The 14,632-nt window shown below is 30.9% G+C and carries 15 protein-coding genes and 1 pseudogene; 11 read left to right on the top strand and 5 right to left on the bottom strand.

Annotation, left to right across the window (positions count from 1 at the left end; translation table 11 throughout):
* The first annotated feature begins 333 nt into the window (after positions 1 to 333).
* The 7 genes from LQ693_RS12515 (at position 334) to LQ693_RS12485 (ending at position 8,884) form a co-directional block, all read left to right on the top strand.
* Entirely contained in the window at positions 334 to 3,120 is a 2,787-nt protein-coding gene (locus tag LQ693_RS12515; RefSeq protein WP_074368327.1) for a type I restriction endonuclease subunit R, read from the top strand.
* Between the two features lie 97 nt (positions 3,121 to 3,217).
* Positions 3,218 to 3,793 (top strand): restriction endonuclease subunit S, encoded by a 576-nt coding sequence (locus tag LQ693_RS12510; RefSeq protein WP_107365496.1) that lies wholly within the window; start codon positions 3,218 to 3,220, stop codon positions 3,791 to 3,793.
* Positions 3,794 to 5,350 carry a type I restriction-modification system subunit M gene (locus tag LQ693_RS12505; protein WP_239743705.1) on the top strand — a complete coding sequence of 519 codons (1,557 nt, stop codon included), beginning with the start codon at positions 3,794 to 3,796 and terminating at the stop codon, positions 5,348 to 5,350.
* Complete coding sequence (locus tag LQ693_RS12500; protein ID WP_239743702.1) at positions 5,343 to 6,563, top strand: restriction endonuclease subunit S; 1,221 nt, start codon at positions 5,343 to 5,345, stop codon at positions 6,561 to 6,563. Before LQ693_RS12505 ends, LQ693_RS12500 begins: the two co-directional genes overlap by 8 nt.
* Before the next feature lie 415 nt (positions 6,564 to 6,978).
* Positions 6,979 to 7,062, top strand: coding sequence for a 23S rRNA methyltransferase attenuation leader peptide (locus LQ693_RS12495; RefSeq protein WP_001814874.1), 84 nt, complete (start codon positions 6,979 to 6,981; stop codon positions 7,060 to 7,062).
* A 124-nt stretch (positions 7,063 to 7,186) separates the two neighbouring features.
* Complete coding sequence (gene erm(B) / locus LQ693_RS12490; protein WP_002292226.1) at positions 7,187 to 7,924, top strand: 23S rRNA (adenine(2058)-N(6))-methyltransferase Erm(B); 738 nt, start codon at positions 7,187 to 7,189, stop codon at positions 7,922 to 7,924.
* 405 nt (positions 7,925 to 8,329) lie between these two features.
* On the top strand, positions 8,330 to 8,884 hold the full coding sequence (locus LQ693_RS12485; protein ID WP_031864197.1) for a recombinase family protein: 555 nt from the start codon (positions 8,330 to 8,332) through the stop codon (positions 8,882 to 8,884).
* Between the two features lie 105 nt (positions 8,885 to 8,989).
* On the opposite strand, the gene LQ693_RS12480 is transcribed toward LQ693_RS12485, so the two are convergent.
* From LQ693_RS12480 to LQ693_RS12465, 5 genes and pseudogenes are all read right to left on the bottom strand, one after another.
* Entirely contained in the window at positions 8,990 to 9,145 is a 156-nt protein-coding gene (locus tag LQ693_RS12480; RefSeq protein WP_181037951.1) for a hypothetical protein, read from the bottom strand.
* 240 nt (positions 9,146 to 9,385) lie between these two features.
* A pseudogene (locus LQ693_RS12475) lies at positions 9,386 to 9,580 on the bottom strand (DDE-type integrase/transposase/recombinase); the annotation flags it as partial.
* Positions 9,570 to 9,671, bottom strand: coding sequence for an IS6 family transposase (locus tag LQ693_RS13855; RefSeq protein ID WP_044466898.1), 102 nt, complete (start codon positions 9,669 to 9,671; stop codon positions 9,570 to 9,572). The gene LQ693_RS13855 and the pseudogene LQ693_RS12475, both read right to left, overlap by 11 nt.
* 288 nt (positions 9,672 to 9,959) lie before the next feature.
* Positions 9,960 to 10,121 carry a hypothetical protein gene (locus LQ693_RS12470; protein WP_158191245.1) on the bottom strand — a complete coding sequence of 54 codons (162 nt, stop codon included), beginning with the start codon at positions 10,119 to 10,121 and terminating at the stop codon, positions 9,960 to 9,962.
* 265 nt (positions 10,122 to 10,386) lie between these two features.
* Positions 10,387 to 10,959 carry a TetR/AcrR family transcriptional regulator gene (locus tag LQ693_RS12465; protein WP_031864176.1) on the bottom strand — a complete coding sequence of 191 codons (573 nt, stop codon included), beginning with the start codon at positions 10,957 to 10,959 and terminating at the stop codon, positions 10,387 to 10,389.
* Positions 10,960 to 11,119: 160 nt separating this feature from the next.
* On the opposite strand from LQ693_RS12465, the gene pgaC reads away from it, so the two are divergent.
* From pgaC to LQ693_RS12445, 4 genes are read left to right on the top strand one after another with little or no spacing between them, the layout of a single operon-like run.
* A complete protein-coding gene (gene pgaC, locus LQ693_RS12460; protein WP_239703254.1) occupies positions 11,120 to 12,352 on the top strand; it encodes a poly-beta-1,6-N-acetyl-D-glucosamine synthase in 1,233 nt (410 codons plus the stop codon).
* Positions 12,316 to 12,633, top strand: coding sequence for an intracellular adhesion protein IcaD (icaD, locus tag LQ693_RS12455; protein ID WP_049955591.1), 318 nt, complete (start codon positions 12,316 to 12,318; stop codon positions 12,631 to 12,633). Before pgaC ends, icaD begins: the two co-directional genes overlap by 37 nt.
* Positions 12,620 to 13,486: an intercellular adhesin biosynthesis polysaccharide N-deacetylase gene (gene icaB / locus LQ693_RS12450; protein WP_031864178.1), complete on the top strand. Its 867-nt coding sequence runs from the start codon at positions 12,620 to 12,622 to the stop codon at positions 13,484 to 13,486. Before icaD ends, icaB begins: the two co-directional genes overlap by 14 nt.
* Entirely contained in the window at positions 13,479 to 14,519 is a 1,041-nt protein-coding gene (locus tag LQ693_RS12445; protein ID WP_021286102.1) for an acyltransferase family protein, read from the top strand. Before icaB ends, LQ693_RS12445 begins: the two co-directional genes overlap by 8 nt.
* Positions 14,520 to 14,632: the final 113 nt, after the last annotated feature.

The following is a 14,632-nucleotide window of genomic DNA, read 5'->3' as shown; positions in this document are numbered from 1 at the left end:
TACTACAGAGGAAGAGAAACGAGTTAAAGAACAAGAAAGTGAGACTAATAATGAGGTGGAGCAGCCATCTAAAAAAGGATTTTGGAGTCGTGTGTTTGGTAACTAATTATATTAAAAAGCACGACAAGTTCATGAACTTGTCGTGCTTTTTATGTGGATAGAACTTCTGATAATCATCGATTATGTAAATGATTGGTATAAGATAAATAATTATATATATCTTATAAAATATAATAGCAATTATGGTGTTGAGCATCATTACTCACCATATATAAGCTTTCTTATATGTTATTATTTAATTATATTAAAGATTGATAGGGTGGAGCGATTAAATTGGGATACCAAAGCGAATATGGTTTAGAAGAAAATGTGATTAAACAGCTACAAGATTTGGGGTATGAGCGTGTATTATTGCGCAACGAAACACAATTAAAAGAGAATTTTAGACGTATTTTAAATGAACGAAATGCAGATAAATTAGAGGGTACGCCTATATCAGATAGTGAGTTTAAACGTATCATGATTGATATCAGTGATAAAAGTGTATTTGAAAGTGCTCAAATATTAAGGGATAAATACGTACTAGAACGTGATGACGAAACAAAAGTTTATCTTAGCTTAATGAATATAAAAAAGTGGTGTCAAAATACATTTCAAGTCACAAATCAGGTAAGCGTGAATGATACACACAAGAGTCGTTATGACGTAACCGTTTTAATTAATGGATTACCTTTGGTTCAAATTGAGTTGAAACGTAGTGGGGTTGCGATTACAGAAGCTTTTAATCAAATTGAACGCTATCGTCGTCAAAACTATACGGGGCTATTTAGATTTATACAAATGTTTGTAGTGAGTAATAAAATGGAAACACGCTACTACGCGAATAGCGATCAAAAAATCATGAAAAGTCATATGTTCTACTGGAGCGATGAAAAAAATGAGCGTATTAATGTGCTTAAAGATTTTATTGAATCTTTCTTAGAACCGTGCCATATTGCTAAAATGATTAGCCGTTATATGATTATTAATGAAACAGATAAAATATTAATGGCCTTGAGACCGTATCAAGTTTATGCTGTAGAGGCTTTGTTAAATCGAGCTATAGAAACAAATAACAATGGTTATATTTGGCATACAACAGGGAGTGGTAAAACCCTCACATCGTTTAAAGCCAGTCAAATATTAGCGCAAGAACCAGATATTAAGAAAGTTATATTCTTAGTCGATCGCAAAGACCTAGATGGTCAAACTTTAGGGGAATTTAATAAGTTTGAGTCAGATTCTGTTGATAGGACGTTCAATACTAAAAAGTTACTCAAACAAATGGATGATCCTACACGGAAACTAATTGTTACGACGATTCAAAAAATGGATAATGCGATTAAATCAGGACATCCAGCAATGGAACGTTATAAAGAAGATAAAGTCGTTTTCATTATTGACGAATGCCATCGAACACAATTTGGTTCAATGCACCGTATCATCAGACAACATTTCGGAAACGCCCAATACTTTGGTTTTACGGGAACACCTAGATTTGAAGAGAATGCGAGTCAAGATGGACGCGCGACTGCGGATATTTTTGGAGAATGTCTACACCATTATTTAATCAAAGATGCGATTAGAGATGGTAACGTGCTAGGTTTTTCTGTTGAATATATGAATACGTTTGACCGTAGTGAAAAAATTATCGAAGATGGTTATGTTAATAAAATTAATGAAGCTGAAATATGGATGGCAGACGAACGTGTTCAAAAAGTAGCAGAACATATTATTGCGAATCATAATAAAAAAACACGTGATCAAATGTACACAGGTATGTTGACCGTTCAAAGTATTCCAATGGCGATTCAATATTATCGTGTTTTCCAAAAATTGAAGAAACAAGGTGTACATAACCTTAATGTCACGACAATATTCAGTTATCAAGATAACGAAGCCATAGATGATACGATGGATGAACAAACAAGAAGAGATATATTAGAAGGTATCATTCAAACGTATAATGAGACCTTTGATAAAAATTTCTCAACGGATACGTTTGATGGTTACTTCAATGATGTATCAAACCGTGTCAAAAAAGGATTACCCAATCAAAAATTAGATATTCTTATTGTTGTCGATATGTTCTTAACAGGCTTTGATAGTAAAAAATTGAATACGTTATATGTTGATCGTAATTTACAGCATCATACGCTTATTCAAGCTTACTCACGTACCAATCGTGTGGAAGAGCCAACGAAACCCTATGGAAATATTGTTGCTTATAGAAACTTAAAAGAAAAAACGGATGAGGCTATTGAGCTTTTCTCTAAAACAGACAATACAGATACGGTATTGAGCTTATCGTTCCAAGCGTACTTAACGAAATTTAAACAGGCTCTGATTGAACTATTTGAATTAGCTGAAACACCTCAAGCCGTAGACCAATTAGAAAGAGAAGAAGATCAGCGTGATTTTGTAATCGCATATCGTGAGTTAGCCAAGCATATGCAAAAGTTAAAAACGTTTGATGAATTTGTATTTGACAAGGAAACGTTAGGTATTGATGAACAAACATATGAAGATTATAAAGGTAAATATTTAGATATCTATGATAAAGTGATGCGACCTGATAAAGAAACTCTAGAGGGAGAATCTATATTAGACAATATTGATTTTAATATTGAGATTTTACGAAATGATTTGATTAATGTTCAATATATTTTAGATTTATTAAATCAAATTGATTTAAGTAATACAGAACAACAAGAAAAAGATATTAAAGAGATTCGTAAAGTGCTTGATAAAGCTGATGATGATCAATTAAGGTTGAAATCAGATTTAATTCGAAGCTTCTTAGATAAAGTCGTACCGAACTTAAATGAAGGTGATTCAATTGATGATGCTTATTATAATTATGAATCTAAAGTGAAGGTCGGAGAGCTGGAACAATTTTCTGAGGAAACAGATTATCCGTTAGAATTATTGAAATCGTTAGTTAAGGAATTTGAATTTAGTGGTCATTTAAATAATAATTTAATTGAAGAAGGCGTTTCTGGGGGTCTTTTGATACGTACTAAAAAAATAAAGCGTGTTAAATCATTTATCAAAGAGATGGTTAAAAAATATAGTGTTTAATGTAAAACAAGTGTAGTTTTTTAAAACTACACTTGTTTTTATTTTAAAGTCATGCTATATTTATTTTGTAGAAAAACAAAACTACAGGAGGTTTGGTATGTTAAAAGATTATGTTAATTATCAAAGTGGCACATTAATACAGCGCTTAGAAGTTGATGAGAGCGACCTGGGGAATCGTTATATGATATATGATCAAAATATGTTAGATATAGATTTAGGGTTAACCATAGATGATACATATCAACCTAGAGTCATCAAATTAAAAGATACATCAAGAGCAACCATTGTACATAAAGATGATATTGTTATAAGTATGATGACAGGTGAGTGCACCTTAGTAAGCTCAAGACACGATGGTTCAATTTTACCTTATAACTATACAAAAATTGAAGTTACTTCAGACTTATTGGAACCTGCTTTTTTAGTCTATTGGTTTCAACTAGCACCAGAGGTACAATCACAATATAAGCAATATATGCAGGGTGGCTCAACAATAAAAAAACTAACACATCAACAGTTAAAATCACTCTATATTACCTTACCTTCAATTGAACGACAACGGTTGATTGGGCAAATTGGTATTAAAGAAAAACAATTAAACGTATTAAAACAAAGACAAAGTCGATTAAAAAAACAATTCTTATCCAACACTTTATTCAAGGAGGACAATTAAATGTCTATTACAGAAAAACAACGCCAACAACAAGCTGAATTACAAAAAAATCTATGGTCTATCGCTGATGACTTACGTGGCAATATGGATGCCAACGAGTTTAAAAACTATATCTTAGGTATGATTTTTTATCGTTTCTTAAGTGAAAAAATTGAAGAACAAGCACAAATACTCTTAGCTGAAGATAATATAGATTATGAAACTGCGATGGCAGATGAAGATTATAGACCCGTCTTAGAACAAGAATTTATTTCACGTATCGGTTATGTGATTGAACCACAATATCTATTTGGTCACTTAGTTAAAAAAATTGAGAAACAAGCTTTTGAAATGGAAGACCTGAGCAATGCGATTAAAAACATAGAAAATTCTACACGAGGTCATGATAGTGAAGATGACTTTATTCACTTATTTGATGATTTAGACCTTAATTCTTCACGTTTGGGTAACTCTAATGCTGCACGTACAAAATTGATTTCAAAAGTAATGATGAAGATATCTACATTACCTTTTGTTCATAGTGATATGGAAATCGATATGTTAGGTGATGCTTATGAGTACTTAATTGGTCAATTCGCAGCAAGTTCAGGTAAAAAAGCTGGAGAATTCTACACACCCCAACAAGTTTCAACGATTTTAGCTAAAATTGTAACAGCAAATAAAAAAGACATTAAAAGTGTCTATGACCCAACTTGTGGATCGGGTTCACTGTTACTTCGTGTCGGACGTGAAGCCAATGTGCGTCAATATTATGGTCAAGAATACAACAGTACAACGTATAACTTAGCACGTATGAACATGTTGTTACATGATGTGAACTATGCGAATTTTAAAATTGAAAATGGAGACACGATAGAAGATCCAGCCATTTCAGACGAACGTTTTGAAGCTGTGGTTGCCAATCCACCTTATAGTGCGAAATGGAGTTCAGATGCACAATTCTTAGAAGATCCACGCTTTAGTAATTATGGTAAATTAGCGCCTAAATCAAAAGCTGACTTTGCATTCATTCAACATATGATTTATCACTTAGATGATAATGGCACAATGGCAGTAGTTCTCCCTCATGGTGTGTTATTCCGTGGTGCAGCTGAAGGTGTCATTCGCGAGTACTTAATTAAAGAAAAAAACTATCTAGATGCGGTAATAGGATTGCCAGCAAATCTATTCTTCGGTACATCGATACCAACAAGTATACTTGTCTTTAAAAAATGTCGTGAAGACGATGATAATGTATTATTCATTGATGCGTCGCAATCATTTGAAAAAGGTAAAAATCAAAACCATTTAACAACTGAAGATGTTGAAAAAATTGTTGAAACTTATAAAAATAGAGAAACATTAGATAAATATAGTTATGCAGCAAGTTTAGAAGAGATTGCAGAAAATGATTATAACCTTAATATTCCAAGATATGTCGATACATTTGAAGAAGAAGAATCTATTGATTTAAACCAAGTTCAAAAAGACTTAAATCAAATTGATGATGAAATTATCGAAGTAGAACAAGAAATTAATAACTATCTTAAGGAATTAGGAGTGTTAAAACATGACTAATGAAGTAAAAAATGTACCAGAATTAAGATTTCCTGAATTCAGTAGTGATTGGGAAGAAAAAAATTTAAAAGATATTAGTAACAAAGGTATGTATGGTATTGGGGCTTCTGCAACAGAGTTTGATGGAAAAAATGTATACGTACGTATAACTGACATCAATGAAAGTAGCAGAAAAATTGATAATGATAAACTTACATCACCTGATAGATTGGATAAAAAGTATTTGCTTAATGAAAATGATGTATTATTTGCAAGAACTGGTGCAAGTACTGGTAAAACATATATCCACAAACATTATGATAGAGATAAAAATTATTATTTTGCAGGATTTTTAATAAAATTTGCATTTAATAATAATTACCTAGCTAGTTTTATATTTCAAAATACGTTAACAAAAAGATTTGAAAACTGGGTTTCTGTAATGTCTGTTAGATCTGGTCAACCTGGTATTAATAGCGAAGAGTATGGAAAACTAAAAATGAGATTTCCTAACAAAGTTGAACAAAATAAAATAGGAAATTTCTTTACCAAACTCGACCGTCAAATTGAATTAGAGGAACAAAAGTTAGCGAAATTAGAAGAACAGAAAAAGGGATATATGCAAAAGATTTTTTCTCAAGAACTAAGATTTAAAGATAAAAATGGAAATGAATATCCAAAATGGGAGGTAATAAAATTAAAGGATATTTTAAGTGAAAGAAAAGAATATGCTAGTAAAATAGGGAATTACCCACATGCTACATTATCAACTAGTGGTATTTCATTAAAGTCTGATAGATATAACAGAGACTTTTTAGTAAAAGATAAAAACAAAAAATATAAAGTTACTATAATGAATGATATATGCTATAATCCTGCAAATTTAAAATTTGGGGTAATTACTAGAAATCATATTGGTTCAGTAATTTTTTCACCTATCTATATTACATTTGAGGTAAATAATGCACATTCACCATTATTTATTGAATTACTAGTTACTCGAAATGATTTTATAAACCGAGTTAGAAAATATGAAGAAGGCACAGTATATGAGAGAATGGCAGTTAAACCAGAAGACTTTTTAAATTATGAAACTAAAATCCCTTGTTTAGAAGAACAAGAAAAAATTGGTGATTTCTTTAGTAAATTAGATAAAGTAATTAATAAGCAAAGGCAAAAAATTGATGAGTTGAAATTACGTAAACAAGGACTCTTACAAAAAATGTTCGTATAGGGGTCCCGAGCGCCTACGAGGAATTTGTATCGATAAGAAATAGATTTAAAAATTTCGCTGTTATTTTGTACATTTAACTTGACGGTGACATCTCTCTATTGTGAGTTATTAGTGGTACAGTTTTCAACCGTTTTAATTATAAAAAAGTGGTGCATTTTTAAATTGGCACAAACAGGTAACGGTTATTGCAGGTGTATTTCTTATCTATGGGTTTAACATGGATTTTATCATTAAAATCATGAGTATTGTCCGAGAGTGATTGGTCTTGCGTATGGTTAACCCTAAAGTTATGGAAATAAGACTTAGAAGCAAACTTAAGAGTGTGTTGATAGTGCATTATCTTAAAATTGTGTATAATAGGAATTGAAGTTAAATTAGATGCTAAAAATTTGTAATTAAGAAGGAGGGATTCGTCATGTTGGTATTCCAAATGCGTAATGTAGATAAAACATCTACTGTTTTGAAACAGACTAAAAACAGTGATTACGCAGATAAATAAATACGTTAGATTAATTCCTACCAGTGACTAATCTTATGACTTTTTAAACAGATAACTAAAATTACAAACAAATCGTTTAACTTCTGTATTTATTTATAGATGTAATCACTTCAGGAGTGATTACATGAACAAAAATATAAAATATTCTCAAAACTTTTTAACGAGTGAAAAAGTACTCAACCAAATAATAAAACAATTGAATTTAAAAGAAACCGATACCGTTTACGAAATTGGAACAGGTAAAGGGCATTTAACGACGAAACTGGCTAAAATAAGTAAACAGGTAACGTCTATTGAATTAGACAGTCATCTATTCAACTTATCGTCAGAAAAATTAAAACTGAATACTCGTGTCACTTTAATTCACCAAGATATTCTACAGTTTCAATTCCCTAACAAACAGAGGTATAAAATTGTTGGGAGTATTCCTTACCATTTAAGCACACAAATTATTAAAAAAGTGGTTTTTGAAAGCCATGCGTCTGACATCTATCTGATTGTTGAAGAAGGATTCTACAAGCGTACCTTGGATATTCACCGAACACTAGGGTTGCTCTTGCACACTCAAGTCTCGATTCAGCAATTGCTTAAGCTGCCAGCGGAATGCTTTCATCCTAAACCAAAAGTAAACAGTGTCTTAATAAAACTTACCCGCCATACCACAGATGTTCCAGATAAATATTGGAAGCTATATACGTACTTTGTTTCAAAATGGGTCAATCGAGAATATCGTCAACTGTTTACTAAAAATCAGTTTCATCAAGCAATGAAACACGCCAAAGTAAACAATTTAAGTACCGTTACTTATGAGCAAGTATTGTCTATTTTTAATAGTTATCTATTATTTAACGGGAGGAAATAATTCTATGAGTCGCTTTTGTAAATTTGGAAAGTTACACGTTACTAAAGGGAATGTAGATAAATTATTAGGTATACTACTGACAGCTTCCAAGGAGCTAAAGAGGTCCCTAGCGCCTACGGGGAATTTGTATCGATAAGGAATAGATTTAAAAATTTCGCTGTTATTTTGTACAATAAGGATAAATTTGAATGGTACCATAAACGATCGTTTTTGATACAAAACCTCTTAATTCAAATTTAAGAGGTTTTTTCTTGTATATTTAAGTATCAAAACTTGTGTTATAATCAACGTATCATAAAGATTAAAGTATACGAGTTTATAGACTTAAATAAGTCTTCTCATTTGTCTCGAGAAGCATATTATATAGATAAGGTGTCATAAAAGCATTCAAAAGGAGAAATTAAAATGGCTAAAATTGGTTATGCACGTGTATCAACACAAGATCAAAGTCTTGATGGACAGATTGATACACTTGAGAAATATGGTTGTGAACGTATCTTTAGCGAGAAAGCAAGTGGTCGTAAAACCAAAAGAACAGAACTTGATAAGTGTTTAGATTATTTACGAGAAGGCGATATTTTAGTTATCTACAAATTAGATAGATTAGGCCGTACAACCAAACAATTAATTGAGTTATCTCAATGGTTTGAAGAAAATAACATTGATTTACATATTATAGATATGAATGTGTCAACGAAAGACGCGATGGGCAAGATGTTCTTTACCATGATGAGTGCATTTGCAGAATTAGAAGCTAACTTACTAAGTGAACGTACGAAAAAAGGTTTAGAAGCTGCAAGAGCAAGAGGAAGAAAGGGCGGTCGTCCTTCATTACCTGACCACAAAAAAAGAGAAATCAAGTTCTTGTATGATGAACAAAAACTCACAGGCGAAGAGATTGCTGAAAAAACAGGTGTAAGTCGTTCTACAGTCTACAGGATTGTTAAGGAGGAGTCGTAGTATCCCCCCACGCATCCAAGTAAAGGTAGAAACTCGCTCAAAAATCGCTCGTTTCTAAAGTCAAAACCGCTAGTCAAATATCATAATTATTCCTTTCACTTTCAACTACAAATTCTTCGATTTTCTCCAAAATAGAAATGCCATGATAAAAGAAGCTACAATAGCACCTATTCTAAATTCACTAGGATAAATAAGTGTTAAAACAAAAAATACTAAACCGATAAAAATTAAAACAATCGCTAATATTCTATCTACATTCATCCTTAATCCTCCTTCTCTATATTTTTTTATAATATATTATTTAGTCATTACCCAAACTATTTATTCCAATTTCCTTTTTGAGTGTGATGCGCTGCGACCGTTAAAAATCCTAAGAGCTTTGCAACCGAAAGTTAATAGCTGTCGCTACTACTTTCGCTTACGCTCTGAGTATATTTTAAGGGGTTCTGTTGCAAAGTAAAAAAATATAGCTAACCACTAATTTATCATGTCAGTGTTCGCTTAACTTGCTAGCATGATGCTAATTTCGTGGCATGGCGAAAATCCGTAGATCTGAAGAGACCTGCGGTTCTTTTTATATAAAGCGTAAATACATTCAATACCTTTTAAAGTATTCTTTGCTGTATTGATACTTTGATACCTTGTCTTTCTTACTTTAATATGACGGTGATCTTGCTCAATGAGGTTATTCAGATATATCACGATAACTCAATGCATATCTTAGATAGTAGCCAACGGCTACAGTGATAACATCCTTGTTAAATTGTTTATATCTGAAATAGTTCATACAGAAGACTCCTTTTTGTTAAAATTATACTATAAATTCAACTTTGCAACAGAACCCATATGCTTATAATAAATTTTATTATAATAAGAATCCTTACAATGAAGTGAGAAGTCAAAATGTTAAAGGTTCTGCTTTGTCATTTTGGGGTGAACATGCAACTGATATGACTCAAGAAGCATTGATTAATCAAGAAGTACCTTTGATTAAAGGATATTTAAATATAAAAAAATAAAAATCATAACGATTGCCTTGATTGTCTGAGCAGTCGTTATGACGGTATATAGCGTATTATTCTGAGGATTGGGATTCCAACTTTTCTAGAATGTCTTTAATAATCTCTTTCTCATCTGATAAATTAAAATCTTCAGATGAGATTTTTTGGCTAATAGATTGTGAAACATACAACAAATCATCACTGATATCTTCATAATAGCCTTTCCTGTTGTTCATAACCATGGTTCTACCTCTTTCTCTAGTATAGCTATATATGTAATACCCAAAAAAGTAAATTTATAACAAAAAAGTAATTAAAATATTGGATAAACAAAATGATAACTATTATGTTATTTTTTTACAACAATTTATACGAAAAAAGAATAGGTTTAGTAAACCGTTGAAGTATATCTATAAATTGTTTTACGGAAATTTTTATAAATGATATCTCCATATAAAAAACACGACATATATTGATTTTTATGGCGTGTCATTATAGGTTTTATGAATTATCAGCGTTTGACTGATTCGTTAATATCTTAATATGTTGATCAAATTCTTTTATAATCTTGTCAGGTGTTACGTTATTTTGTATAAATGATCTTCTATAAAGCCATCCGTATACAAACATATTAATAAATAAAATAAAATCATCGCGATTAACATTGAATTCATTATTTTTATGGATATCTACTAATTTACTGTTAAACACGATTTCAAGTTTTTTATTGTGCTCTAAAATCATCTCTGTAAAGTTAGATGGTGCAAATGATAATTGAATGTAGAATTTTACTAAACACGATGAATCATATATATATTCTTGAAAAAACTTTAGGAGTTCTTCATGAGCATTATGAGCTTGTGTATCTATACTTTCGATTAATTTCATACCTTTATTCATACATCTTTCAATACATTGTTCATACAATTCATCTTTACTATTGAAATAGTTATATAAACTTGCCTTTTTTATTCCTAGTTCATTGGCAATATTATTTAGTGATGTTCCATAATAGCCCATTTCAGAAAAGCTTCTCATACTTATATGGATGAGTTTCTCAGATGTATTATTCACTTCATTTGCCTCCTTTACTACCTATGAATAACTATACAGGAAATAGCACAAAAAATCACTCGTAAAAACGTTTACATTTCACACAATAAATAACGCATTGCCTTTTTCTCTGAAAATGATATACTATTTTTACAAACTACCGTTCGTTAGGGAGAAAATTATGGAAATTTTATTAATGTTTTTTATCGTTTATCCAATAGCTATGTCAATTTTTTGGATAATCGGAACTTTGATTTACTATGTTTTTATTGAAAGAAAGTTGAAAGCTAAGCATATTAACTATCAACCGCAAGAAGGGGTTTCATTTATTATCGCTTGTTACAACGAAGCGCGTACCATTGCAGACACGATTAAGAATTTAAATGACCTCTCATACCCAATCAAAGAAATTATTGCTGTTAATGATGGGAGTTCAGATCATACTAAGGCAGAATTATTAAGACTTAAACAAATGTACAAAATTAAGTTTATTAATTTAGAGGAAAATAGGGGTAAAGCAAATGCGTTAAATGTTGCAGCTCAATATGCTCAATATCCATATTTGATGTGTGTGGATGCAGATACGATTATCGACGATGATGCACCGTATTATATGGTGGAAAGTTTGGTTGATGATCCAACAATCGGAGCAGTAACAGGGAACCCGCGTATTAGAAATAAATCTACTTTACTAGGGAAAATTCAAACAATCGAATATGCAAGTATGATAGGCAGTATAAAGAGAGCACAAACGATTAACGGATTTGTTAATACGATATCTGGTGTGTTTACATTATTTAATAAAAAAGCACTAGAGAAGAATCAATATTGGGATACGGACATGATTACTGAAGATATTGCCGTGTCATGGAAGTTTCATTTATCAGGATACAAAATAAAATATGAACCGAGAGCATTATGTTGGATGCTTGTTCCTGAAACATTTAAGGGGTTATGGAAACAAAGGGTAAGATGGTCCCAAGGTGGACATGAAGTGATTTTAAGAGATTTTAAGAACATGTTTAAAGTAAGAAACGTTTCATTATGGTTGTTATTTATTGAACAAATTCTTTCTGTAATATGGGTATATGGCATAGTTGTTATCTTATGTTACACACTACTTCGATTAAACTTCTTTGATTACTACTTCTATAATTATCAATTAAATATCTTTTTAATATCAGCATTCTTACTGACGTTTATTAACATTATTCAATTTACTATTTCTTTATTGATTGACAGTAGATATGAAAGAAAAAACAATTTATTTCTCATATTTTTAAGTTGGTACCCAACTTTCTATTGGTTAATCAATGCGATTGTCGTCGTTGTTGCATTTCCAAAAGCACTTAAAAGAAAAAAAGGAGAGTTTGCTACATGGACAAGTCCAGACAGAGGGAACATAAAAGAGTAGAATCAAATTTAAATATTTTTAGAGAGTCAATCGTATTTATAGCATCATCAATATTATGGCTATATTGCATAACAGTATTATTTGTAATGGTAGGTTCGTTATTACCGATAGATAATCATTTTATACAAATTGTAAGAGTAATATTGAATCTTGAGAAAGGTGATATTGTCTCGATTTTTAATTATTTTGTGATTGGGTCAATCATCATTGCAGTATATCTGATGATTACGTTTCTATTCAACGTTAGAAGAAAGAGAGCTGTACCACATGAGTATTATTAAGTTAAGTCTTAAGTGGTCGATGATGATAGCTTTGATATTATTCATGTTCATTTCTAGTGATCAATCAGCACTTGCTAAGAAACAAAAAACACTAGGTGGCGAGAAAAATGGATGTCTTGCATTAAACTATCACCGCGTACGAGAAGACACATGGATAGATAAATTGCTATCATCATTCTCGAATAGTAAAGAATTAAAAATTTATAGTGTCACTGACACGCAATTCGAATCTCATATTAAATGGTTAAAAGAAAAGAATGCTCAATTTTTATCTTTAGATGAATTCATTCATTACAAAGAAAAAGGTAAGTTCCCTAAAAATTGTGTATGGTTAAATTTTGATGATATGGATCAAAGTATTTATGAAAATGCCTTTCCAATTATGAAAAAATACGATGTGCAAGGAACTGGGTTTGTAATAACGGATCATGTGGGTGACCCTGATTTTCATAATATTCCTATGTCGCCTAAAAAAGAATTACTCGAAATGAAGAATAGTGGTCTATGGGATTTTGCTTCGCATACACATGATATGCATACTATGAAAAAAGAAAAATCAAAATTAGTATCATATGCTGAAAAGGGGAACATTAAACAGGATATCGATAAAAGTACGAACTATATTAAAGATGAACTAGATGGAAATGAACAAGCGATCGCATATCCATACGGTCAAGCAAACGATAAATTAATTAAACAACTTGATCAAGATACATCAATCAAGTATGGATTTACATTGGAAGAAAAAGCAGTTGTTCCAGATAGTGATAATTTTTATATTCCAAGAGTTATGGTAAGTGATGATGCTTTTAACAAGCTTGTTAAGAAATGGGAAGGATTTAATCATGAGTAAAGGAAGATATATTGAATTTATATATTTAAGAACATTTTTATGTTTATTAATTGTACTAACACATGTTTTTACCGAGTTTACAAACACAAATGAACCTGATAATTTACAATTACAAGTCTTATATTGGATCAGAATGATCTTAATTATCGGGACACCTTCATTTATTATATTGTCTCAACTATTAACGACACTCAATTATAATGATAAATTAAAAACAGGCTATTTAAGAACACGACTAAAATATATATTATTACCTTACTTAATTATGGGTGCATTCTATAGCTATTCTGAAACACTTAAATTAAATGATTCATTCTTAACGCAATATACAGAAAATGTTATTCAAGGTAATTGGTATGGCTACTTTATTGTAATCATTATTCAGTTCTTCTTGCTAAATTGGATCATATATCGGATAAACGCTAAAATACTTTTTTCAAAATGGAGTCTTGTCATTTCGTTCATAATTAATACAATCTATTTGTATAGTTACCAAAATGTTGAATCTGTTAGAGAATTTATAAGTCACTATTATCCATTTAGTCCTGAAACATTTATAATTGGTTGGTTGTTTTATTACTTTTTAGGTTCTTACGTAGGTCATAATTATCAAGCTATTAAAGCTTTCGTATCGAAATACATCGCTTTAATTGTATTTTTAGCTATCGCTGCATACATAGCTTTTGTATTTGTAGGAGAACATGATTATTGGATGGTTAGTAGTATGGACTATCGCATTTTATTATATATCACTTTTGCATTTTTAATTTTAATTAACTTTAGCACACAGTTTGATGAATTTATGTTTAGTTCTGTTGAATTGATTAGTAGATATTCATTTTTCGTTTATTTATTACATCCGATTATATTGGAATATATGTTCCAATATACAAGTATATTTGAAGAACAAACATTCATCTTTATTCCAATATCATTATTGTTTATTGTGGGATGTTGTCTCGGGATTGGAATTTTATTAAGAGAATTTCAAATTTTTAAATTCGTAATGGGCAGACAACCTTACAACAAATAAATATCTATATAAAAAAGGGGGGTCTGTTGCAAAGTAAAAAAATATAGCTAACCACTAATTTATCATGTCAGTGTTCGCTTAACTTGCTAGCATGATGCTAATTTCGTGGCATG

The organism is Mammaliicoccus sp. B-M6 (assembly GCF_022386965.1).
Lineage (GTDB): Bacteria > Bacillota > Bacilli > Staphylococcales > Staphylococcaceae > Mammaliicoccus > Mammaliicoccus sciuri_A.
The sequence above is the reverse complement of the archived record's forward strand: the minus strand, read 5'-3'. Positions and strand labels throughout refer to the sequence as shown.